This is a genomic window from Streptomyces sp. NPDC037273 (assembly GCF_055603625.1).
This window is the reverse complement of the sequence record NZ_JBVJVO010000003.1, coordinates 593,174-613,954: the sequence shown is the minus strand read 5'-3', so window position 1 is coordinate 613,954 and position 20,781 is coordinate 593,174. Positions and strand designations below refer to the sequence as shown.

18 protein-coding genes and 5 tRNA genes are annotated in these 20,781 nt (G+C 70.9%); 8 read left to right on the top strand and 15 right to left on the bottom strand.

The window, feature by feature from the left end:
• Positions 1-34: 34 nt before the first annotated feature.
• Positions 35-1,036 carry an NAD(P)H-dependent glycerol-3-phosphate dehydrogenase gene (locus tag ACZ7G1_RS12055; protein WP_470872053.1) on the bottom strand — a complete coding sequence of 334 codons (1,002 nt, stop codon included), beginning with the start codon at positions 1,034-1,036 and terminating at the stop codon, positions 35-37.
• The gene (locus ACZ7G1_RS12050; RefSeq protein WP_470872054.1) at positions 1,033-1,785 is read right to left on the bottom strand and encodes a lysophospholipid acyltransferase family protein; all 753 of its coding nucleotides are present in this window, start codon (positions 1,783-1,785) and stop codon (positions 1,033-1,035) included. Before ACZ7G1_RS12050 ends, ACZ7G1_RS12055 begins: the two co-directional genes overlap by 4 nt.
• Positions 1,786-1,912: 127 nt before the next feature.
• On the opposite strand from ACZ7G1_RS12050, the gene cofC reads away from it, so the two are divergent.
• Together cofC and ACZ7G1_RS12040 are read left to right on the top strand one after the other, a co-directional pair.
• Positions 1,913-2,560, top strand: coding sequence for a 2-phospho-L-lactate guanylyltransferase (cofC, locus tag ACZ7G1_RS12045; protein ID WP_470872055.1), 648 nt, complete (start codon positions 1,913-1,915; stop codon positions 2,558-2,560).
• Between the two features lie 10 nt (positions 2,561-2,570).
• A complete protein-coding gene (locus ACZ7G1_RS12040; protein ID WP_367824174.1) occupies positions 2,571-2,780 on the top strand; it encodes a hypothetical protein in 210 nt (69 codons plus the stop codon).
• A 93-nt stretch (positions 2,781-2,873) separates the two neighbouring features.
• On the opposite strand, the gene ACZ7G1_RS12035 is transcribed toward ACZ7G1_RS12040, so the two are convergent.
• The 4 genes from ACZ7G1_RS12035 to leuC form a co-directional block, all read right to left on the bottom strand.
• Complete coding sequence (locus ACZ7G1_RS12035; RefSeq protein WP_470872057.1) at positions 2,874-3,575, bottom strand: HU family DNA-binding protein; 702 nt, start codon at positions 3,573-3,575, stop codon at positions 2,874-2,876.
• Positions 3,576-3,718: 143 nt separating this feature from the next.
• Positions 3,719-3,946, bottom strand: coding sequence for an SCO5555 family protein (locus tag ACZ7G1_RS12030; RefSeq protein ID WP_015036430.1), 228 nt, complete (start codon positions 3,944-3,946; stop codon positions 3,719-3,721).
• A gap of 104 nt (positions 3,947-4,050) precedes the next feature.
• Positions 4,051-4,644, bottom strand: a complete 594-nt coding sequence (leuD, locus tag ACZ7G1_RS12025) for a 3-isopropylmalate dehydratase small subunit (protein WP_376436292.1) — start codon at positions 4,642-4,644, stop codon at positions 4,051-4,053.
• Positions 4,645-4,650: 6 nt separating this feature from the next.
• A complete protein-coding gene (gene leuC, locus ACZ7G1_RS12020) occupies positions 4,651-6,075 on the bottom strand; it encodes a 3-isopropylmalate dehydratase large subunit (RefSeq protein ID WP_376436289.1) in 1,425 nt (474 codons plus the stop codon).
• Positions 6,076-6,215: 140 nt separating this feature from the next.
• On the opposite strand from leuC, the gene ndgR reads away from it, so the two are divergent.
• Positions 6,216-6,932 (top strand): IclR family transcriptional regulator NdgR, encoded by a 717-nt coding sequence (gene ndgR / locus ACZ7G1_RS12015; RefSeq protein ID WP_017235973.1) that lies wholly within the window; start codon positions 6,216-6,218, stop codon positions 6,930-6,932.
• A 137-nt stretch (positions 6,933-7,069) separates the two neighbouring features.
• Here the strand turns inward: ndgR and ACZ7G1_RS12010 are convergent.
• The 9 genes from ACZ7G1_RS12010 to ACZ7G1_RS11970 form a co-directional block, all read right to left on the bottom strand.
• A tRNA-Glu gene (locus ACZ7G1_RS12010) sits at positions 7,070-7,142 on the bottom strand.
• A gap of 29 nt (positions 7,143-7,171) precedes the next feature.
• Positions 7,172-7,243 (bottom strand) — tRNA-Gln (locus ACZ7G1_RS12005).
• A 22-nt stretch (positions 7,244-7,265) separates the two neighbouring features.
• Positions 7,266-7,338 (bottom strand) — tRNA-Glu (locus tag ACZ7G1_RS12000).
• 61 nt (positions 7,339-7,399) lie between these two features.
• Positions 7,400-7,472: transfer RNA gene (locus ACZ7G1_RS11995), tRNA-Glu, on the bottom strand.
• Between the two features lie 42 nt (positions 7,473-7,514).
• Positions 7,515-7,586, bottom strand: a tRNA-Gln gene (locus ACZ7G1_RS11990).
• Between the two features lie 95 nt (positions 7,587-7,681).
• Positions 7,682-8,404, bottom strand: coding sequence for an HAD family hydrolase (locus tag ACZ7G1_RS11985; RefSeq protein ID WP_470872058.1), 723 nt, complete (start codon positions 8,402-8,404; stop codon positions 7,682-7,684).
• Positions 8,405-8,526: 122 nt separating this feature from the next.
• Positions 8,527-10,041 (bottom strand): glutamate--tRNA ligase, encoded by a 1,515-nt coding sequence (gltX, locus tag ACZ7G1_RS11980; protein ID WP_470872059.1) that lies wholly within the window; start codon positions 10,039-10,041, stop codon positions 8,527-8,529.
• The gene (locus ACZ7G1_RS11975; RefSeq protein ID WP_470872060.1) at positions 10,034-10,819 is read right to left on the bottom strand and encodes a fumarylacetoacetate hydrolase family protein; all 786 of its coding nucleotides are present in this window, start codon (positions 10,817-10,819) and stop codon (positions 10,034-10,036) included. Before ACZ7G1_RS11975 ends, gltX begins: the two co-directional genes overlap by 8 nt.
• A gap of 126 nt (positions 10,820-10,945) precedes the next feature.
• Positions 10,946-11,149 (bottom strand): hypothetical protein, encoded by a 204-nt coding sequence (locus ACZ7G1_RS11970; protein WP_470872062.1) that lies wholly within the window; start codon positions 11,147-11,149, stop codon positions 10,946-10,948.
• Between the two features lie 565 nt (positions 11,150-11,714).
• Between ACZ7G1_RS11970 and ACZ7G1_RS11965 the strand changes: the two genes are divergently transcribed.
• The 5 genes from ACZ7G1_RS11965 to ACZ7G1_RS11945 all read left to right on the top strand — a co-directional run bounded on the left by ACZ7G1_RS11965 (position 11,715) and on the right by ACZ7G1_RS11945 (position 20,779).
• The gene (locus ACZ7G1_RS11965) at positions 11,715-15,608 is read left to right on the top strand and encodes a sensor histidine kinase (protein WP_470872064.1); all 3,894 of its coding nucleotides are present in this window, start codon (positions 11,715-11,717) and stop codon (positions 15,606-15,608) included.
• Between the two features lie 9 nt (positions 15,609-15,617).
• The gene (locus tag ACZ7G1_RS11960) at positions 15,618-16,031 is read left to right on the top strand and encodes a roadblock/LC7 domain-containing protein (protein ID WP_030496942.1); all 414 of its coding nucleotides are present in this window, start codon (positions 15,618-15,620) and stop codon (positions 16,029-16,031) included.
• 159 nt (positions 16,032-16,190) lie between these two features.
• Complete coding sequence (locus ACZ7G1_RS11955) at positions 16,191-16,595, top strand: DUF742 domain-containing protein (protein ID WP_017235980.1); 405 nt, start codon at positions 16,191-16,193, stop codon at positions 16,593-16,595.
• On the top strand, positions 16,576-17,157 hold the full coding sequence (locus ACZ7G1_RS11950) for a GTP-binding protein (protein ID WP_150265733.1): 582 nt from the start codon (positions 16,576-16,578) through the stop codon (positions 17,155-17,157). Before ACZ7G1_RS11955 ends, ACZ7G1_RS11950 begins: the two co-directional genes overlap by 20 nt.
• A 349-nt stretch (positions 17,158-17,506) precedes the next feature.
• On the top strand, positions 17,507-20,779 hold the full coding sequence (locus tag ACZ7G1_RS11945; RefSeq protein ID WP_470872067.1) for a sensor histidine kinase: 3,273 nt from the start codon (positions 17,507-17,509) through the stop codon (positions 20,777-20,779).
• The last annotated feature ends 2 nt before the right edge of the window (positions 20,780-20,781 follow it).

Here is a 20,781-nt window from a genome sequence, read left to right as displayed (position 1 = left end):
TGCCGCCTTGCGCGTACGGGTCAACCGGGCCGGCTCAGCGGCGTTCGGGCTTGGCCGAGCGCGACATCAGTTCCTTGAGGGCGACGATCGGCGGCTTGCCGTCGTGGACGATGGAGACGACGGTCTCGGTGATCGGCATGTCGACGCCGTGGCGGCGGCCGAGGTCGAGCACCGACTCGCAGGACTTGACGCCCTCGGCGGTCTGCTTGGTGGCCGCGATGGTCTCCTGGAGGGTCATCCCGCGGCCGAGGTTGGTGCCGAAGGTGTTGTTCCGGGAGAGCGGCGAGGAGCAGGTGGCGACGAGGTCGCCGAGGCCGGCGAGACCGGAGAAGGTCAGCGGGTCGGCGCCCATGGCGAGGCCGAGGCGGGTGGTCTCGGCGAGGCCGCGGGTGATGAGCGTGGCCTTGGAGTTGTCACCGAGGCCCATGCCGTTGGCGATGCCGACGGCGAGGCCGATGACGTTCTTGACGGCGCCGCCGAGTTCGCAGCCCACCACGTCGGTGTTGGTGTACGGGCGGAAGTACGGGGTCATGCAGGCGGCCTGGAGCCGCTGGGCGACCGTCTCGTCGACGCAGGCGGCGACGGCGGCGGCGGGCTGCCTGGCGGCGATCTCCTTGGCCAGGTTGGGGCCGGTGAGGACGGCCACGCGCTCGGCGGGCACGTCCGCGACCTCGGTGATGACCTCGCTCATCCGCTTCGCGGTGCCGAGTTCGACGCCCTTCATGAGGGAGACGAGGACGGTGTCCGGGGCGAGCATCGGCTTCCAGGCCGCGAGGTTGCCGCGCAGGGTCTGGGAGGGGACGACGAGGACGGTGAAGTCGGCGTCGCCGGCGGCCTCGGCCGGGTCGGCGGTGGCGGTGATGGACGCGGGGAGTTCGACGCCCGGCAGGTAGTCCGGATTGGTCCGGGTGGCGTTGATCTCCTTGGCGAGTTCGGCGCGGCGGCCCCAGAGGCTCACCTCGCAGCCCGCGTCGGCGAGCACCATGGCGAAGGCGGTGCCCCAGGATCCGTTGCCGAAGACGGCTGCCTTGGTCACTTGGTGCCCTCCCCGGCGGCCTTGCGCCGCTGTTCAAGGCGGGCCCTGCGGTGGTCGTACGGCTCGGCGGGCGCCTGCTCGCCGCGGACCTCCTCCAGGAGGGCGGTGATGGCGGCCATGATGACCTCGGTGGCCTCGCGGAGCACCTCGGGCGTCGGTTCGAGGCCGTCGAAGCGGGAGAGGTCGACGGGCGGACCGGCCTGCACGATCAGCGTCTTGCGGGGGAACAGGCGGAGCTTGTTCTCCTTGGCGTACGGCGGCATCGCGAGGTTGGCGCCCCACTGGGCCACCGGGATGACGGGGGCCTTGGTGAGCAGCGCGACGCGGGCGGCGCCGGTCTTGCCGGCCATGGGCCACATGTCGGGGTCGCGGGTGAGGGTGCCCTCCGGGTAGAAGGCGACGCACTCGCCCCGCTCGATGGCGTCGACGGCGGCGCGGAAGGCGTCCAGCGCGTTGGTGGTCTCGCGGTAGACGGGGATCTGGCCGGTGTTGCGGAGCATGGTGGCGACGAAGCCGCCCTTGAACAGGCCCGCCTTGGCGAGGAAGCGCGGCACGCGCCCGGTGTTGTACTGGTAATGCGCGTACGACAGCGGGTCCAGGTACGAGTTGTGGTTGACGGCGGTGATGAATCCGCCGTCGGCCGGGATGTGCTCCGTGCCGCGCCAGTCCCTCTTGAACAGAACCACCAGGGGGGGTTTGGCGATGACCGCCGCGAGGCGGTACCAGAAGCCGATTCTGCGGCGGGGCACTCGGACACCTTTCTCCGGGACTGGCTGGCAGGGGGTCAAGTGTCGCCCCGTGCTCCTGGTCTGTCGAGTGACACCGTACGCCCCGGGGCCCCCGGCGGACCGCGTGGGCGGGACAGAATGGGCCCCGATGAACACGGATACGGACGACGACTGGTCGCTGGTCGTACCTCTGAAGCCCCTTGCCCTGGCGAAGAGCAGACTGGCAGCGGCGGCGGGAGCCCGGTTACGCCCCCGGCTCGCGCTGGCGTTCGCCGAGGACACCGTGGGCGCGGTGCTGAACTGCGCGCGCGTACGGGATGTGGTGGTCGTCACGGACGATCCCGCGGCCGGTGCGGCGCTCGCGGCCCTGGGGGCGCGGATCGTGCCGGACCTCCCGGCGGCGGGGCTCAACGCGGCGCTCGCGCACGGGGTCCGCGCGGTACGGGCCGGGCGGCCGCACGCGCGCGTGGCGGCGCTCAACGCGGATCTGCCGGCGCTGCGGCCCGCGGAGCTGGCCCGGGTCCTGGACGCGGCCCGGAATTTTCCGCGGGCATTTCTCGCGGATGCCGCCGAAATAGGTACGACATTCCTCTCGGCGGGTCCCGGGGTGGAATTGGAACCGGCTTTCGGTGGCGCGTCGAGGCTGCGGCATTTGTCTTCGGGAGCGGTGGAAATCCGGCTGGCCGGGGTGGATTCCGTACGCCGGGACGTGGACACCGGGGAGGATCTCGCGGAAGCCGGGGCGCTGGGGCTCGGTCCGCGGACGGCCGCCCGGTGGCTGCCGGTGGCCGGATAGGCTGCGGTCCATGCAGGCGACCGCGTTCACGTACGACCCCGAGACCCGCAGCGGCAGTGTGCTGCTCGACGACGGCACCCCCGTGGAGTTCGGGGCGGAGGCCTTCGAGGCGGGCGGCCTGCTGCTGCTCCGGCCCGGCCAGCGGGTGCGGATCGAGACGGAGCCGGGCACTTCGGGGGCCGGGTCGCGGATCACGCTGGTGACGCTGCAGACCTTCTGACCGGCGGCTTCCGGCGCGCTTGGGGCGCTTCGACGCGCCGCGGGCCGGGCTCCCTGAGGGAAGCCCGGCCCGGCGGATGTGTACCGCTCGTCGTTACTTCTTGGCGGCGGCCTTCTTGGCGGTCGTCTTGCGCGCCGTCGTCTTCTTGGCGGGCGCCTTCGTCGCCGTGGCCTTCTTGGCCGCCGGCGCGGTCTTCTTCGCCGCGGCCTTGGTGACCTTCTTGGCAGCGGCCGTGGTGGCCTTCTTGGCCGGGGTCGCCTTCTTGGCGGCGGCCGTGGTGGCCTTCTTCGCCGGGGTCGCCTTCTTGGCGGCCGCCGTGGTGGTGGCCTTCTTCGCCGGCGTCGCCTTCTTGGCGGCCGCCGTCGTGGCCTTCTTGACCGGGGTCGCCTTCTTCGCGGCGGCCTTCTTGGCGGTGGTGGCCTTCTTCGCGGCGGCCTTCTTCACCGTCGCGGAGGCGCCACCGGTCAGGCTGCCCTTGGGGGCCTTCTTGACGGAGACCTCGCCGCCCTTGGGGAGCTTCTTCGAGCCGCTGACCAGGTCCTTGAAGCCCTGACCTGCACGGAAGCGCGGGACGGAGGTCTTCTTGACCCGCACGCGCTCACCCGTCTGGGGGTTGCGGGCGTAGCGGGCCGGACGGTCGACCTTCTCGAACGAGCCGAAGCCCGTCACGGAGACCCGGTCACCCGCGACCACGGCACGCACGATGGCGTCGAGCACGTGGTCGACGGCTTCGGCGGCCTGCTGGCGACCGCCCATCTTGTCGGCAATCGCTTCTACGAGCTGCGCCTTGTTCACGTCTTCCCCTTCGGAGACATTGCCAGAACGAAAGTGTTCAAGCTTTTTCGCACGTTAGGCATGTATATACCGCAAATCAAACACGAAACGGTCTAATCACCCTAGTGCCGCAACGCGGAAGACCCGCTGCGGAGTTCCTGGTGTCAGTCGTCCTCTGGGAATCGGCCCTCGTCGAGGTCCTTCATCAACCGGTCCAGACGCGTGGCCGCGTCCTTGAGATCGTGCTTCGCCGCGGCCGTCACGACCAGCAGCTTCCGGGACAGCGCCATCCTTACGCCCTCCGGGACTTGCAGTGAGCGCACCCTTGTGTGCGCTTCTTTCAATCGGGCGGCGACTGCCTCGTAGAGCTCGAGTTGGCTGTCGCGTTCCATGCACCGATTGTGCCATCTAGGGCGAGTTGTCGCCCGACAGGGTCCCAACAAGCGACTGCGCCCCCCACCGAGAGGTGGGGGGCGCAGTCTTGGAAAAGCGCTGCTCAGACCGTAATTGTACGGGGCTTGAAGGACGGCCTGGCCGCCTCGTAAGCCGCGATGTCCGCTTCGTTCTGAAGGGTGAGGCTGATGTCGTCGAGGCCGTTCAGCAGACGCCAGCGGGCGTTCTCGTCGAGCTCGAAGTCCGCGTCGATCCCGGCGGCGAGGACCTTGCGGGCCTCCAGGTCGACGGTGATCTCGGCGGTCGGGTCGGCCTCGGTCAGCTCCCAGAGCGCGTCCACCGTCTCCTGCGGCAGGACGACCGTCAGCAGGCCGTTCTTCAGCGAGTTGCCGCGGAAGATGTCGGCGAAGCGGGCGGAGATGACCGCCTGGAAGCCGTAGTTCTGGAGCGCCCAGACGGCGTGCTCACGGGAGGAGCCGGTGCCGAAGTCGGGGCCGGCGACCAGGACCGAGGCGCCCTGCCGCTCGGGGCGGTTGAGGACGAACTCGGAGTCCTTGCGCCAGGCCTCGAAGAGGCCGTCCTCGAAGCCGTCGCGGGTGACCTTCTTCAGCCAGTGCGCCGGGATGATCTGGTCGGTGTCGACGTTGCTGCGGCGCAGCGGGACGGCCCGGCCGGTGTGCGTGGTGAAAGCTTCCATGGTTCCTCAGACCCCCGCGGTGGTGGCGACGTCGGACAGATCGGCCGGGGAGGCCAGGTGGCCCAGGACGGCGGTGGCGGCGGCGACCTGGGGGGAGACCAGGTGGGTGCGGCCGCCCTTGCCCTGCCGGCCCTCGAAGTTGCGGTTCGAGGTGGACGCGGAGCGCTCGCCGGGGGCCAGTTGGTCGGGGTTCATGCCCAGGCACATCGAGCAGCCCGCGTGCCGCCATTCGGCGCCGGCCTCCTTGAAGACCTTGTCCAGGCCCTCCTCGACGGCCTGCAGGGCGACCCGGACCGAGCCCGGGACGACCAGCATGCGGACGCCGTCGGCGACCTGGCGGCCCTTGAGCAGGTCCGCGGCGTTGCGCAGGTCCTCGATGCGGCCGTTGGTGCAGGAGCCTACGAAGACGGTGTCGACCTTGATGTCGCGCAGCGGCTGTCCGGCGGTCAACCCCATGTACTCCAGGGCCTTTTCGGCGGCCAGGCGCTCCGAGGCGTCTTCGTACGAAGCCGGGTCGGGGACGTTCGCCGAAAGCGGCGCGCCCTGGCCGGGGTTGGTGCCCCAGGTGACGAACGGCGCCAGCGAGGGACCGTCGATGACGACCTCGGCGTCGAAGACGGCGTCCTCGTCGGACTTGAGGGTCTTCCAGTACGCGACGGCGGCGTCCCAGTCCTCGCCCTCGGGGGCGTGGGCACGGCCCTTCAGGTAGGCGAAGGTGGTCTCGTCGGGGGCGATCATGCCCGCGCGGGCGCCGGCCTCGATCGACATGTTGCAGATGGTCATCCGGGCCTCCATCGAGAGCTTCTCGATGGCGGAGCCGCGGTACTCCAGGATGTAGCCCTGGCCGCCGCCGGTGCCGATCTTGGCGATGATCGCCAGGATCAGGTCCTTCGCGGTGACGTCCTCGGGCAGCTCGCCGTCGACCGTGATGGCCATGGTCTTGGGGCGGGCCAGCGGCAGCGTCTGGGTGGCGAGCACGTGCTCGACCTGGCTGGTGCCGATGCCGAACGCCAGCGCGCCGAAGGCGCCGTGCGTGGAGGTGTGCGAGTCGCCGCAGACCACGGTGGTGCCGGGCTGGGTCAGGCCCAGCTGCGGTCCCACGACGTGGACGACGCCCTGCTCGACGTCACCCAGCGGGTGCAGCCGGACGCCGAACTCGGCACAGTTCTTCCGCAGGGTCTCCAGCTGCGCGCGGGAGACCGGGTCGGCGATCGGCTTGTCGATGTCGAGGGTCGGGGTGTTGTGGTCCTCGGTCGCGATGGTGAGGTCCAGCCGCCGCACCTGCCGGCCGTTCTGGCGGAGGCCGTCGAAGGCCTGCGGGCTGGTCACCTCGTGCAGCAGGTGCAGATCGATGAAGAGGAGGTCGGGCTCGCCCTCGGCGCGCCGGACGACATGGTCGTCCCAGACCTTCTCCGCGAGTGTCCTACCCATCGCTTTCCCTCCGGCCGACGTCTACGCCGGCACAACTAGAGACCCGTTTCGCGGGCCGTTGTGCGGCCGCCTCACCAGAGTGACGGGTTCCTCGGAAAATTGAACTTGCGTTTCACAGAGTGAGACGCGAATATCGTTGCATGGACAACTCTAGCGGCGTAGGCGTTCTCGACAAGGCAGCCCTTGTCCTGAGCGCCCTGGAGTCCGGTCCGGCCACCCTCGCAGGACTGGTCGCGGCGACGGGACTCGCACGACCCACGGCTCATCGTCTCGCCGTGGCACTGGAACACCACCGGATGGTGGCGCGTGACATGCAGGGCCGGTTCATCCTCGGACCGCGCCTCTCGGAGCTCGCGGCCGCGGCCGGCGAGGACCGCCTGCTCGCGACCGCAGGCCCGGTCCTCACGCATCTGCGCGACGTCACCGGCGAGAGCGCCCAGCTCTACCGCCGGCAGGGCGACATGCGCATCTGCGTGGCGGCGGCCGAGCGGCTCTCGGGCCTGCGGGACACCGTCCCGGTCGGCTCGACGCTGACCATGAAGGCCGGCTCCTCCGCGCAGATCCTGATGGCCTGGGAGGAGCCCGAGCGGCTGCACCGCGGCCTCCAGGGCGCCCGCTTCACCGCGACGGCCCTGTCGGGCGTACGGCGCCGCGGCTGGGCCCAGTCGATCGGTGAGCGGGAGCCGGGCGTCGCGTCCGTCTCCGCGCCCGTACGGGGCCCCTCGAACCGCGTGGTGGCCGCCGTGTCGGTCTCGGGTCCGATCGAGCGCCTGACGCGCCACCCGGGCCGTATGCACGCCCAGGCGGTCATCGACGCCGCCGCCCGTCTCTCCGAGGCGCTCCGCCGCAACGGCTGACCGTCTCCGTCCCTCTGTTCGTCCCGGCCCACCGCTTCAACGCCGCAGCGGTGGGCCGGAGTTGTGTCGGCGGTCGGCCCGCAGGCACCGAACAGCGAAGAAGCCCTCCCCCGAAGGGAAGGGCTTCTTCGATCGAGTACCCCCGACCGGATTCGAACCGGCGCTACCGCCTTGAGAGGGCGGCGTGCTAGGCCGCTACACAACGGGGGCTTTGGATCTCACGTTGCCGTGGATCCGAGCTGGTCTACCTGGACTCGAACCAAGACTAACTGAACCAGAATCAGTCGTGCTGCCAATTACACCATAGACCAATACGTGGTTAGACCAGCGTCGTACCCCCGACCGGATTCGAACCGGCGCTACCGCCTTGAGAGGGCGGCGTGCTAGGCCGCTACACAACGGGGGCCCTAGCGATCCTGCATCGAGTTCACCGGGTGCGACCCAGGTGATCCCGCGGGAAGGATCTGTACCCCCGACCGGATTCGAACCGGCGCTACCGCCTTGAGAGGGCGGCGTGCTAGGCCGCTACACAACGGGGGCTTTGTGGATGCCATCCACGGTTTGCAGATGAAGCTCTGCGAGCTGGCCTACCTGGACTCGAACCAAGACTAACTGAACCAGAATCAGTCGTGCTGCCAATTACACCATAGGCCACCGGAACGTGATCACTTCGGGAAGGGATCTTGCTCGGCTTGCGCTTCCGGAGCTTTCCGGCCTTTCGGCCCGTGCCCCTCGGCGCAGAAAGAACATTACCCGAAGGTGGACGGTGCTCCAAAACGCGTATCCGCACGCAGCGCCGCGGGCAGCTGGCGGAGGTCCGTGATCCGGTTCAGCTCGGGCCGGCCGCCGGTGTCCGAGCGGTCCAGCCAGACGCCCAGGAGCCCGGCCTCCGTGGCCCCCCGCGCGTCGATGTCGGGCTGGTCGCCGACGTACGCCACCTGGTGCGGGGGCAGGTCGAGGGCGGTGCAGGCGGCGTGGAAGGCCTCGGCGGCGGGCTTGGCGACACCGAGCTCGGCGGCGCACAGGACGGCCTCGAAACGGTCGCGCACGCCGAGCGCCCGGAGCTTGGGCTCCTGGGCGTGGATGCTGGAGTTGGACAGCACGGCGTGACGGTAGTCACCCGCGAGCAGGTCCAGGACGGGCAGGGCGTCGGGGAACAGCTCCCAGGCGGCCTCGTAGTGGACGACGTAGCGGCCGAACCAGTCGTCGGCGCCGGCGGCCGAGAGTCCCGGGGTCCCGAGGAAGTCGCGGACCCGGGCCCGGCGCTGGTCCTCGAAGGTGCCGCCCTCGGTCTCGAAGCGGCGCCAGTGCAGGACCGTGAGCTCCTTCCAGCGCCGCAGGGCGTGGTCCACGGAGTCGTACCCGTCGAGGAGCCCCTCGGCCGTCAGGTGCCCGCGCATCCCGGCACGGTCGGCGCCCTCGTAGTCGAAGATCGTGTCGTCCACGTCCCAGAGGACCGCCCGGATGCTCATGACCCGACCGTACCGCCGCTCCCCCGGCCCGCGCGGTCTCTTTTCGACCGGCGGCCGGATACGCCCGTGGGGGCGGCGGCCGGGGGTACCGGTCGCCGCCCCCACGGGGCGCAGGGCGTGGCTCAGCCGGCGAGCTTCGCCAGGGCCGCGTCGATGCGGGTCAGGGTCTTCTCCTTGCCCAGGATCTCCAGGGACTCGAAGAGGGGCAGACCGACCGTGCGGCCGGTGACCGCGACGCGGACCGGGGCCTGCGCCTTGCCGAGCTTGAGGCCGTGGGCCTCGCCGGCGGTCAGGACGGCGTTCTTGAGCGACTCCGGGTCGTTCCAGTCGGCGTCCACGAGCTTCTCGCGGGCCGTGGTGAGCAGGGCCGCGGGCTCGCCCTTCATGCCCTTGTCCCACGAGGCCTGGTCGAAGACCGGCTCGGCGAGGAAGAGGAAGTCGACGTTGTCCGTGATGTCCGAGAGGACGGTCAGGCGGGTCTGGGCGTGCGGCGCGATGGCCTCCCAGGCGGCCCGGTCGAAGTCCTCGGGCGCCCAGGGGGCGTGCGGGGCCTTGAGCCAGGGCTCGCAGGCCTCGGCGAAGGCCTTCACGTCGAGCTTGCGGATGTGGTCGGCGTTGATCGACTCGGCCTTCTTGAGGTCGAAGCGCGCCGGGTTGGAGTTCACGTCGGCGATGTCGAACTTCGCGACCATGTCCTCGATCGAGAAGACGTCCTGGTCGGCGGAGAAGGACCAGCCGAGGAGCGACAGGTAGTTCAGCAGGCCCTCGGGGAGGAAGCCGCGCTCCCGGTAGAGGTTGAGGGAGGCCTGCGGGTCGCGCTTGGAGAGCTTCTTGTTGCCCTCGCCCATCACGTACGGCAGGTGGCCGAACTGCGGGATCTCCTTGGCGACGCCCAGCTCGATCAGCGCCTTGTACAGCGCGATCTGGCGCGGGGTGGAGGAGAGCAGGTCCTCGCCGCGCAGGACGTGGGTGATCTCCATCAGGGCGTCGTCGACCGGGTTCACCAGGGTGTACAGCGGGGCGCCGTTGGCGCGCACGATGCCGTAGTCGGTGACGTTCTCCGGCTGGACGGTGATCTCGCCGCGGACCAGGTCGGTGAAGGTGGTCGCCTCGTCCGGCATCCGGAAGCGGACGATGTGGCTGCGGCCCTCGGCCTCGTACGCCTGCTTCTGCTCCTCGGTGAGGTCGCGGCAGTGGCCGTCGTAGCCGGAGGCGCGGCCGGCGGCGCGGGCGGCCTCGCGGCGCTCGTCGAGCTCCTCGGCGGTGCAGTAGCAGGGGTACGCGTAGCGACCGGCGATCAGCTTGTCGGCGACGTCCTTGTAGATGTCCATCCGCTGCGACTGGCGGTACGGCGCGTGCGGGCCGCCGATCTCGGGGCCCTCGTCCCAGGTGAAGCCGAGCCAGCGCATCGAGTCGAGCAGCTGCTGGTACGACTCCTCCGAGTCGCGGGCAGCGTCGGTGTCCTCGATGCGGAAGACGAACGTGCCCTCGTTGTGCCGGGCGAAGGCCCAGTTGAAGAGAGCGGTGCGGACCAGGCCCACGTGGGGGTTGCCGGTCGGCGAGGGACAGAAACGGACGCGGGGGGGTGCCCCCTGCTCGAGCGAAGTCGAGAGCTTGGGGGAGTTCGCGTTAGCCACGCTTGATCACCTTATTGGTGAGAGTGCCGATGCCTTCGATGGTGACGGCGACCTCGTCGCCGACGTTGAGGGGGCCGACCCCGGCGGGGGTGCCGGTGAGGATGACGTCTCCGGGGAGCAGCGTCATGGCCTCGGTGATGTGGACGACCAGGTCCTCGATGGAGCGGATCATGTCGCTCGTCCGACCCAGCTGGCGCTGTTCGCCGTTGACCGTGGCCTGGATGGCGAGGTCGCTCGGGTCGAGGTCGGTCTCCACCCAGGGGCCGAGGGGGCAGGAGGTGTCGAAGCCCTTGGCGCGGGCCCACTGCTTCTCGCGCTGCTGTGCGTCGCGGGCGGTGACGTCGTTGGCGCAGGTGTAGCCGAAGATGACGTCCTTGACGCGCTCGCGGGGCACCTCGCGGCACATGCGGCCGATGACCACGGCCAGTTCGGCCTCGTGGTGCAGCTCGTTGGAGAAGGAGGGGTACTCGATGGCGTCGCCGGAGCCGATCACCGAGGTGGTGGGCTTGAAGAAGGCGACGGGGACGTCGGGGACCTCGTTGCCGAGTTCGGCGGCGTGCTCCGCGTAGTTGCGGCCGATGGCCACGACCTTGTTGGGGAGCACGGGCGGCAGGAGCCGTACCTTGCTCAGCGGGACCTTGGTGCCGCTGAGCTCGAAGTCGGTGTACGGAATGCCCTTGATGATGTCCAGGACGAGGCCGCCGGACTCGACGGATCCCTCGCCCTCGACCGCGCCGAAGGCCACATTGCCGTCGATGGAGAATCTGGCGATGCGCACGAGTGCTGTCGCCCCTCACTTGCTACTGGCTGGAGTCTGACGCTCCAGGCTAACGCGGCGCGGGGGCGGCCGACCGGCGATATCACCGGCGTGAATGGGGTGGGCGGGGCGACGGGCCCGGACGGGTCAGCGGGTGGCGCTGGCGTAGGGCTGGGGCTGGTACGGGGCCGGGGGCTGCATGAGGATGGTGCGGCGGGGGTTGGCCGTGTTGCCCGGCAGTTCGACCGCGTACTCCGGCTGGGCGCCCCGGCCGAGCTGTGCGGCGTCCTCGAGGTGGGCGAGGGTGGAGCGGCGGGGGTTGGCCGTGGTGCGGAGCGTCGTGGTGTTCATGCGGTGATCAGCCCTTGTTCCGGGACGGGCGCCCGTGCGGGCGCGAAGGGGGGTAAAGCGTCAGGCTAAACATGGGATTCCCTTCGAATGCATGGCTGAGACATCGATTCGGGTGTGAGTTTGCTCACCACCTGCACCATATTCCGGGCATTACGGGCAGTCGCGGGTGGTCACGGAAAGGGACATTCCGCCACTGAATGCTCTATTCCGCTCCTGATCATGCCGACTGGGACACAGGGAGGCGGCGAAGCATTCGATGCGAAAAGTCCGAATCCTCCGTGATCATCTTCTACATCGGGTGACACATCGTGCACAGGTTGTCATTCCCCCCACGGTGCGACACGCGGCCCTTGTTGGAGATCCGGCACTGTGCTGGAATTCCACGCACCGCCGCGGGTTCACAAGCCGGCGCGCAGGGGGCGCAACAGCGCCGGCCGAGTGGCGGGGAAGGGGGAACTGCGCCGGTCACCGATGACCACCTGGGATGCGACACGTATCCCGACGACGCCGACACCGTCCGCTCCGTTCACCCGGAAGGACGCCTGGTCAAAAGGTTGCGACGCTAGTGCAGGGACGTTTCAAGAGGGATTCGGGGTCTCCCCAGGCCCGCCAGAGCCGAGCGGAAGCTCAGGCGGAGCAGGAACCGCGCGCCGGGACCGACCGCGGTCCCTCGGCCCCGCACACCCCGAACCAGGGTCAGGGACCGTCCGGCGACGGCGCTGACGCGGGCCGGCGTGTGAACGGCAAGGCCGCCGCCGAACAGCCCGCCGCGCCCGCCAAGCCCCGTTCCGAGAACGAGGTCGGCCCGCGAATAGCCCTGCGCAACTGGCGCATCTCCACGCGCCTCGTGGCCCTCCTCACCCTCCCCGTGGTGGCGGCGACCACCCTGGGCGGCATCCGCATCAGCGAGTCGCTCCAGGACATGGAGCAGCTCGACCACATGCAGCTGCTCACCAAGCTGACCCGTGAGGCCACCGACCTCGCGCAGGCGCTGCAGTCCGAGCGCGACCTCTCCGCGGGCCCGCTGGCCAACGGCCGCCCGGTCAGCGACTACCAGGTCGCCAACCCGCGCCGGAAGACGGACCGCGAGTACAAGGCCTTCCTCGACGCCACCGAGGACATCCCGACCACCGAGGGCGACGAGGCGCTGCGGAGCATCCGCCAGAACGTCAGCCAGATCGCCTCCCAGGTCATCCAGCTCAACACGATCCGCGGCAACGCCTACAAGAAGGGCGTCGCCCACTCGGTGACGGTCGAGGCGTACAGCCGTCTGATCCGCTCGCTGCTCAGCCTCTCCCAGGACATGGCGCAGGCGACCAGCAACCCGGAGATGATCAAGCGGACCCGCGCGCTCGCCGCGTTCTCGTCCGCCAAGGAGTACGCCTCCATCCAGCAGGCGATCATCGCCGCCGCGCTCCCGCCGAACGACAAGAAGGCCGGCCGCATCGAGCCCGGTGACCGGCTGTACGCCGACGCCGCGCTCAACAGTGAGGGCGTCGAGTTCAAGTCGTTCCAGGCGATCTACGAGTCCACCGGTGGCGATGCCGCCGAGCGGACCGCGTCCCTCACCGGCGCCAACCCGTCGATCGTCGCCGCCGACAAGTACGCCGAGCGCGTGCTGAACGCCGACGACGCCATGCCGGGCGGCACCCGTCGTGGTCACCTGAACTTCACCGACGAGTACGGCATCAAGATCAACGCCATGAACGTCATCGAGGACGGCCTCCTCGGCGACATGGAGACGATGGCCCGTGAGCTGCGGCAGGAATCGCAGCGCGACGCCATCATCAACGGTGCGCTGATCCTCCTCGTCCTCGGCGTCTCGCTCATCGGCGCCTTCGTCGTGGCCCGGTCCATGATCCGCTCGCTGCGCCGGCTCCAGGACACCGCGACCAAGGTCGCCCAGGACCGGCTGCCCGAGCTCGTCAAGCAGCTCTCCGAGTCCGACCCGCAGGACGTCGACACCACCGTCGAGTCCGTCGGTGTGCACTCCCGGGACGAGATCGGCCAGGTGGCCGCGGCCTTCGACGACGTGCACCGCGAGGCCGTGCGTCTCGCCGCCGAGCAGGCCCTCCTCCGGGGCAACGTCAACGCGATGTTCACCAACCTCTCGCGCCGCTCCCAGGGCCTCATCCAGCGTCAGCTGTCGCTCATCTCCGAACTGGAGTCGCGCGAGGCCGACCCGGACCAGCTCTCCTCGCTCTTCAAGCTCGACCACCTCGCGACCCGTATGCGCCGGAACGGCGAGAACCTCCTCGTCCTCGCCGGTGAAGAGCCCGGCCGCCGCTGGACCCGCCCGGTCCCGCTGGTCGACGTCCTCCGTGCCGCCGCCTCCGAGGTGGAGCAGTACGAGCGCATCGAACTGGCCGCGGTCCCGGCGACCGAGGTCGCCGGCCGGGTCGTCAACGACCTCGTGCACCTCCTCGCCGAGCTGCTTGAGAACGCCACCTCGTTCTCCTCGCCGCAGACGAAGGTCCGGGTCACCGGTCACGCGCTGCCCGACGGCCGGGTGCTCGTCGAGATCCACGACACCGGCATCGGCCTCTCCCCCGAGGACCTCGCCGCGATCAACGAGCGGCTCGCCTCGCCGCCCACCGTGGACGTCTCGGTCTCCCGCCGCATGGGTCTGTTCGTGGTCGGCCGCCTGTCCCTGCGACACGGCATCCGCATCCAGCTGCGCCCGTCCGACTCGGGCGGCACCACCGCGCTCGTCATGCTCCCGGTCGACGTCGCCCAGGGCGGCAAGAAGCCGATGCCCAAGCCGGGCGCCGGCGGCCAGGGCGCGATGCCGCAGGGTGCCGCGGCCCCCGGCGGCCGTCTCCCCGGCGGTCCCGGTGCGGCCGGTGGCCCCGCCGGTGGACGTCCGGGCGGTCCCGGCGGCGCGCCCGCGGGCCGTATCGGTGCCGCCGCCGCGCGCGGCCAGGTCGGTGCGAGCGGTCCCCGGGCCGCGCTGCCCGGCCGTGACGGCGCCCCGCAGGGGGCCCCGCAGGCGCGCACCCCGCAGCCGCAGAACGCCCAGCTCGACCAGACCGGCCAGCTGCCGCAGGTCCCGCAGGCTCCGCAGAACCCGGACGCGCTGCGCCCGGGCCCCGGCGCCGGCGGTCTCATCGGCGGCGCGGCGAGCGCCATCCCGTCCCGCACGGACGTCTGGGGCAACCAGGGCAACCAGGGTGTCCAGGGCGGGCAGAACGGCCACCAGGCCGGTCCCGGCGCGCCGCAGCACGCCCCGCAGGGCCAGGCCCCGCAGCCCGGCCAGCCCGGTTACGACTTCCCGCGCGCCGAGCTGCCGGGCGGCAACCCGCAGCCGCAGCGCCCGCAGGCCGCGAGCTGGGGCAACGACCCGGCGCAGCAGCCGGTCCGGCGCCCGCAGCAGGAGATGTCGCCGCTGGACGCCCCGCGCGGCCACGACGACCCGGAGGCGGCCGGCCTGTTCGGCGCTCCCGCGGCCCCGCAGGGCCCCGGCTCCACCGGCCAGTTCCCGCGCCCCGACTTCGGAGCGCAGCAGGCGGCCCCGCAGGCCCCGCAGCAGGGTCACCAGCAGGCCCCGCAGGCGTACCAGGGCGGTGTGCAGGACCCGGCGTCGACGGCGCAGTTCCCGCGCCCCGACTACAACGCCCCCCAGGGCCCGGGCTCCACCGGCCAGTTCGCCCGCCCGGACTACGACGCGCCGCAGGGCCCCGGCTCCACCGGCCAGTTCCCGCGTCCGGACTTCGGGGCGCAGCAGGGTCAGCAGGCCCCGCAGCCGCAGGCTCCGCAGGCGTACCAGGGCGGCCAGCAGCAGCAGTTCGGCCGGCAGCCCTACGTACCGCAGGCGCAGCAGGCCCCGCAGGCTCCGGCTCCGCAGCAGCCGCAGGCCCCGGCTCCGCGCCAGCGGACCGGCGGCGACTTCGGCGCCCCGCGTCCGGCGGGCGAGCCCGGCCGGCAGCAGCCGCAGCAGCCCGCGCTCCAGCAGCCGCGCCGTCCGGAGGCGCTGCCGCCGGCCGGTTCGGGTGACGGCCGTACCCCGCTCTACGACACGCTGGAGACCAACTGGTTCCAGCAGGAGCAGGCGCAGCAGGCCCAGCAGCAGGCGCAGGCGGACCTGACGCAGACGACGCAGACCCCGGTCGTCGCGCAGCCGTCCGCTCCGGTGCCCGGCGACGGCGGCCGGCAGAACGGCGGGGCCGCCTGGCGGACCTCGCCCAACGACGAGCTGGTGCGCCAGGCCGAGCGGGTGCGCAAGCCCGCGGCCGGCGGCGTCACCACCTCCGGCCTCCCCCGGCGCGTGCCGAAGGCCAACCTCGTACCCGGGACCGCGCAGGAGCAGGCCCACACGGCCGGCCCTCAGGTCTCGCGTGCACCCGACGACGTCCGCGGCCGGCTGACCAATCTGCGCCGCGGCATCCAGCAGGGCCGACAGGCGAACAACTCGACCACGGGTAGCTTCCACCTCGGTCCGAACCATCAGCAGGAGCGTTAGTTGAACGCGATGAGCCAGGCGGCGCAGAATCTGAACTGGTTGATCACCAACTTCGTGGACAACACCCCCGGGGTGTCCCACACGGTGGTGGTCTCCGCCGACGGACTCCTGCTGGCCATGTCGGAAGGATTCCCCCGCGACCGCGCCGACCAGCTGGCGGCGGTCGCATCCGGACTGACCTCGCTGACCGCGGGCGCGTCCCGGATCTTCGAGGGCGGACCCGTCGCCCAGACCGTGGTGGAGATGGAGCGCGGCTTCCTCTTCCTCATGTCGGTCTCCGACGGTTCCTCGCTGGCCGTACTCGCCCACCCCGAGTGCGACATCGGCCTCGTGGGCTACGAGATGGCGCTGCTGGTCGACCGGGCCGGCAGCGTGCTCACCCCGGATCTCCGCGCGGAGCTCCAGGGCAGCCTGCTCCACTAGCAGGTCCACCACCCCGGACAGCCATCCACAACGACCGACCGACAGGGCGGTGCGCCCCTCCGCGCCGCCCTCGTCACCGTTCACCGTCCGGCCGCCCCACCCGGCCCCCCACCGGCCCCATCAGACGGCAGAGAGTTTGCTGTCACGCCCGGAGGATTCATGACCCCGCCCCCCGCCTCTCACGATCCGTACGGCGCCTCAGTCGACGAGTACGGGCATGAGGGCGACCAGCCGCTGGTGCGTCCTTACGCGATGACCGGCGGCCGGACCCGGCCGCGCTACCAGCTCGCCATCGAGGCGCTGGTCAGCACCACGGCCGACCCGGCGCACCTCGCCACGCTGCTGCCCGAGCACCAGCGGATCTGCCACCTGTGCCGTGAGGTCAAGTCGGTCGCCGAGGTGTCGGCCCTCCTCTCGATGCCGCTCGGCGTCGCGAGGATCCTCGTCGCCGACCTGGCGGAGGCCGGCATGGTGGCCATCCACCAGCCGGGCAACGGAGAGACCGGCGGCACGCCGGACGTGACTCTGCTCGAAAGGGTGCTCAGTGGACTTCGCAAGCTCTAGCGGTGGCGCGGCCCGGTCGACCACCAGCGCGAAGATCGTGGTGGCGGGTGGCTTCGGCGTGGGCAAGACCACGTTCGTCGGCGCCGTCTCGGAGATCAACCCGCTGCGTACCGAGGCCGTGATGACGTCCGCTTCGGCGGGCATCGACGACCTCACGCACACCGGTGGGAAGACGACCACCACGGTGGCGATGGACTTCGGCCGCATCACGCTCGACCAGGACCTGATCCTGTACCTCTTCGGTACGCCGGGTCAGGACCGCTTCTGGTTCATGTGGGACGACCTGGTCCGCGGCGCCATCGGCGCCGTCGTCCTGGTCGACACCCGGCGTCTCGCCGACTGCTTCCCGGCCGTCGACTACTTCGAGAACTCGGGCCTCCCGTTCGTCATCGCCCTCAACGGCTTCGACGGACACCAGCCGTACCAGCCGGAGGAGGTCCGCGAGGCCCTCCAGATCGGCCCGGACACCCCCATCATCACCACCGACGCCCGCCACCGCGCGGACGCCAAGAGCGCGCTCATCACGCTCGTCGAGCACGCCCTCATGGCGCGGCTCAAGTAGCACGGCGGGGAACGACCGGCCGGGGCCCCTGTCATATGCCCCTGCCAGGGCGGTCTGTGTCCTTCGACACGGCCGCCCTCGCGTTCATAACATTTCGACAGAGAATTGGGGCGCTGCGGACACCCGACGCATCCGACCGGTGTCACTGCGCTCACCTGAGCCCCGCCATTTGGCGGGGCTCGCTCTTTATGCCCGTTTTACGTGAGGCCTGGACCACTGAAAGGGGCTTCGTCCCACTGTTTGGAACGGACCCCCTTCACGTGCTGCAATTCATGAACTCCCGAGTAGTACGGCCCTGAACGAAACACCGGCACAACGTAGGTGCCGACGCCGAGAGGTTGTTGGTCGAGTGAGGCGCAGCAAGGAAAGCTCCGCGGAGCAGGAGGCGCGGGGCAACTTCACCCCGCCGTCGCGCGCGGCGATGTCGCCCGCGGACGTTCCCGTGACGCCGCCGCCGGCCGCGGCCGCCGCCAAGGGCAGCTCCAGCAAGCTCTCGCCCCGCAACTGGCGGGTGCCGACCAGGCTGAACGCGATCCTCCTCATACCCGTGCTCGTCGGCCTCGTCATGGGCGGCTTCCAGGTCAAGGGGTCGATCCACACCTGGCAGGAGGCGCAGGACGCCGAGAAGACGGCCCTCATCGTGAGGGCCGCCTCGGAGTACAGCACCGCCCTGCTCAACGAGCGCGACCTCACCGCCGCCCCGCTGCTCGCCGCGAAGTCCGCGGAGGACCGCAAGAGCGACGAGGTGACGCAGGCGTACGCCGCCACCGACGCCGCCCGCGCCAAGTTCGACGAGGCCGCCAGGAACCTGCCCTCGGGCCAGGGTCTCGAGCGCCGTCTGCAGCTGTTCAAGGACGAGGAGCCCAAGCTCGACGCGCTCCGCAAGGCCGCGTACACGCGCTCCCTCGACCCGGTGAACACCCAGCTCGGGTACACCGGCGTCCAGCACTACCTCACCGAGTTCTCCAACGAGCTCGGCCTCGGCACCGGCAACGTCACCAGCTACGGCCGCAGCGTCTACGCCATCCAGCTGGCCAAGGGCGCCGAGTCGCTCCAGCGCTCCATCGGCACCCAGCTCCTGGTCCGGCCCAGCCGCCAGGAGGCCGTCTTCGCCCAGCAGTCGGTGGCGTTCAACTCGTACAACTACCTGGAGCAGATCGCCCTCGGCGAGTTCAGCTCCGGCGGTATGCCCGAGGACGTCGCGCTGCTCAAGAAGGTCATGGCCGGCAAGGCCGCCGAGGGCGCCAAGCAGATGCAGGCCGCCGGCGTCGACCTGCCCAAGGGCAAGGACGGCTCCGTCTACTCGGGCGTCGCCTCCGCCATCGGCACCGCCAAGGACCCCGAGGGCCTGACTGCCCTGAAGCCCAAGGGCATCACGGCCGAGACCTGGATGGCCGTCGCCACCGCCAAGTTCGACGGCTACAGCGAGGTCGAGAAGGCGCTCGTCGACAAGGCCGTGGCCGAGGCCGCGCGGATCTCCGACGAGTCCAAGACGGACGCCTGGGTCAACGGCGGCATCGTCGTCATCGCCCTGCTCGCCGCCTTCATCCTGGCCGGCATGATGGCCCGCCAGATGAGCCGCTCGATGCGCGAGCTGCGCACCGCCGCCTTCGGCATCGCCGAGCAGCGCCTGCCGATGCTCGTCGACCAGCTGTCCCGTACCGAGCCCGGCCGGGTCGACACCCGCGTCCAGCCCATCCCGATCGACTCCCAGGACGAGATCGGCGAGGTCGCCCGCGCCTTCGACCAGGTCCACCGCGAGGCCGTCCGGCTCGCCGCCGAGCAGGCCATGCTCCGGGGCAACGTCAACGCGATCTTCACCAACCTCTCGCGCCGCAACCAGTCGCTGATCGAGGGCCAGCTGACCCTCATCACCGACCTGGAGAACAACGAGGCCGACCCGGACCAGCTGGAGAACCTCTTCAAGCTGGACCACCTGGCGACCCGTATGCGCCGCAACGGCGAGAACCTCCTCGTCCTCGCCGGCGAGGAGCCCGGCCGCCGCTGGGACCAGCCGGTCCCGCTGGTCGACGTCATGCGCGCCGCCTCCTCCGAGGTGGAGCAGTACGAGCGCATCGAGCTGGCCGGTGTCCCGGAGGCCGAGATCCACGGCCAGGCCGTGACCGACCTCGTGCACCTGCTCGCCGAGCTCCTGGAGAACGCCACCACGTTCTCCTCCCCGCAGACCAAGGTCCGCGTCACCGCGACCCGTCTCCCCGACGGCCGCGTCATGGTCGAGATCCACGACAAGGGCATCGGCCTCACCGCCGAGGACTTCGCGGACATCAACCACAAGCTGGCCAACCCGCCGACCGTGGACGCCGCGGTCTCCCAGCGCATGGGCCTCTTCGTGGTCGGCCGGCTCGCCGACCGGCACGGCATCCGGGTCCAGCTGCGCCCCTCGGGCGAGCAGGCCGGGACGACCTCGCTCGTCATGCTGCCGGACGCCATCACCCACGGTGGCGGCGGCGAGCAGCCGCTCCAGGACGACTTCACCGTCTCGCAGATCATTCCGCAGCAGCAGCAGAACGCCTTCGAGGCCCCGGCCCCGCAGGCGATGCTGACCGCCGCCGACCTCGGTTTCGACGACTCGCGCTACGAGCAGCCGGCCGACGACGAGCGCGAGCTCGACCCGGTCAACCGCTCGCTGAACCGCGAGGGCCGCCGTGCCGCCCTCGGCGCCCAGGCGCAGGCCGGCGACCGCCCGCTGTTCCGCGACGAGACGGAGCCGGCCGACGAGTACGGCCAGGCCCCGCAGGCCCCGCAGGCCCCGGAGTACGGCCAGGAGTACGCGCAGCAGGCCCCGGAGTACGCCGCTGAGCAGTACCCCGCCGAGCAGTACCCGTCGGAGCAGTACCCGGCCGAGCAGTACGGCCAGGAGTACACCGACGCCTACGCCCCGCAGGACGGCTACGCGTACCCCCAGCAGGGTTACGAGGCCTACCCGCAGCAGGGCTATGCGGAAGCTTCGTACGAGGCCCCGGAATCCGAACACCAGCAGTACGGGAACGCGTTCGACCCCCAGCCCCACCAGGCAGAGTGGCCGGAACAGAGCGCTTACCAGAGCGGCTACGGCCAGGAGTACGGAGCGGATGCGGAATCTGCTCCGAGCGCTCCCGAACAGGCCCACGACCGCGTAGGCTTCGACCGTCCGGGACCGGCTCCCAGCCCCGCCCCGGACGCCGGCCACGCGCTGACCGACGCCGGTCTGCCGCGCCGCGGCAGCGTCGCCCCGCAGACCCAGCAGGTCCCGCGGCAGGCGGAGCAGCAGGCGCCGCAGCAGCCGAAGCCCGCGCAGCCGGAACAGCGGCAGACCGCCGAGGGTTCCGACGAGTGGCGCTCGGCCAACGACGAGCGCTGGCAGCGGGCCGGGAAGCTCAAGGACCCGAAGGCGGGCGGAGTCACCTCCTCCGGTCTCCCCCGGCGGGTCCCGAAGGCCAACCTGGTCGAGGGCACGGCGGAGCAGACGCCGCAGGGCGGCCCCCAGGTCTCCCGCGCTCCCGAGGACGTCCGGGGCAGGTTGAGCAACCTGCGCCGGGGCGTCCAGCAGGGACGCAGCGCGGGAACGGACACGAACGGATCGGGCCTCGGCCCGGGCAGTACCTACAACCAGGAGCGTTAGTG

Bases quoted from the DNA above. Each gene is read 5' to 3' on its own strand.
- ndgR (WP_017235973.1), top strand. From the start codon at position 6,216: ATGGACAACTCTAGCGGCGTAGGCGTTCTCGACAAGGCAGCCCTTGTC.
- leuC (WP_376436289.1), bottom strand. From the start codon at position 6,075: ATGGGTAGGACACTCGCGGAGAAGGTCTGGGACGACCATGTCGTCCGG.
- leuD (WP_376436292.1), bottom strand. From the start codon at position 4,644: ATGGAAGCTTTCACCACGCACACCGGCCGGGCCGTCCCGCTGCGCCGC.
- ACZ7G1_RS11985 (WP_470872058.1), bottom strand. From the start codon at position 8,404: ATGAGCATCCGGGCGGTCCTCTGGGACGTGGACGACACGATCTTCGAC.
- ACZ7G1_RS12030 (WP_015036430.1), bottom strand. From the start codon at position 3,946: ATGGAACGCGACAGCCAACTCGAGCTCTACGAGGCAGTCGCCGCCCGA.
- ACZ7G1_RS12040 (WP_367824174.1), top strand. From the start codon at position 2,571: ATGCAGGCGACCGCGTTCACGTACGACCCCGAGACCCGCAGCGGCAGT.
- ACZ7G1_RS11960 (WP_030496942.1), top strand. From the start codon at position 15,618: ATGAGCCAGGCGGCGCAGAATCTGAACTGGTTGATCACCAACTTCGTG.
- cofC (WP_470872055.1), top strand. From the start codon at position 1,913: ATGAACACGGATACGGACGACGACTGGTCGCTGGTCGTACCTCTGAAG.
- ACZ7G1_RS11970 (WP_470872062.1), bottom strand. From the start codon at position 11,149: ATGAACACCACGACGCTCCGCACCACGGCCAACCCCCGCCGCTCCACC.
- ACZ7G1_RS11955 (WP_017235980.1), top strand. From the start codon at position 16,191: ATGACCCCGCCCCCCGCCTCTCACGATCCGTACGGCGCCTCAGTCGAC.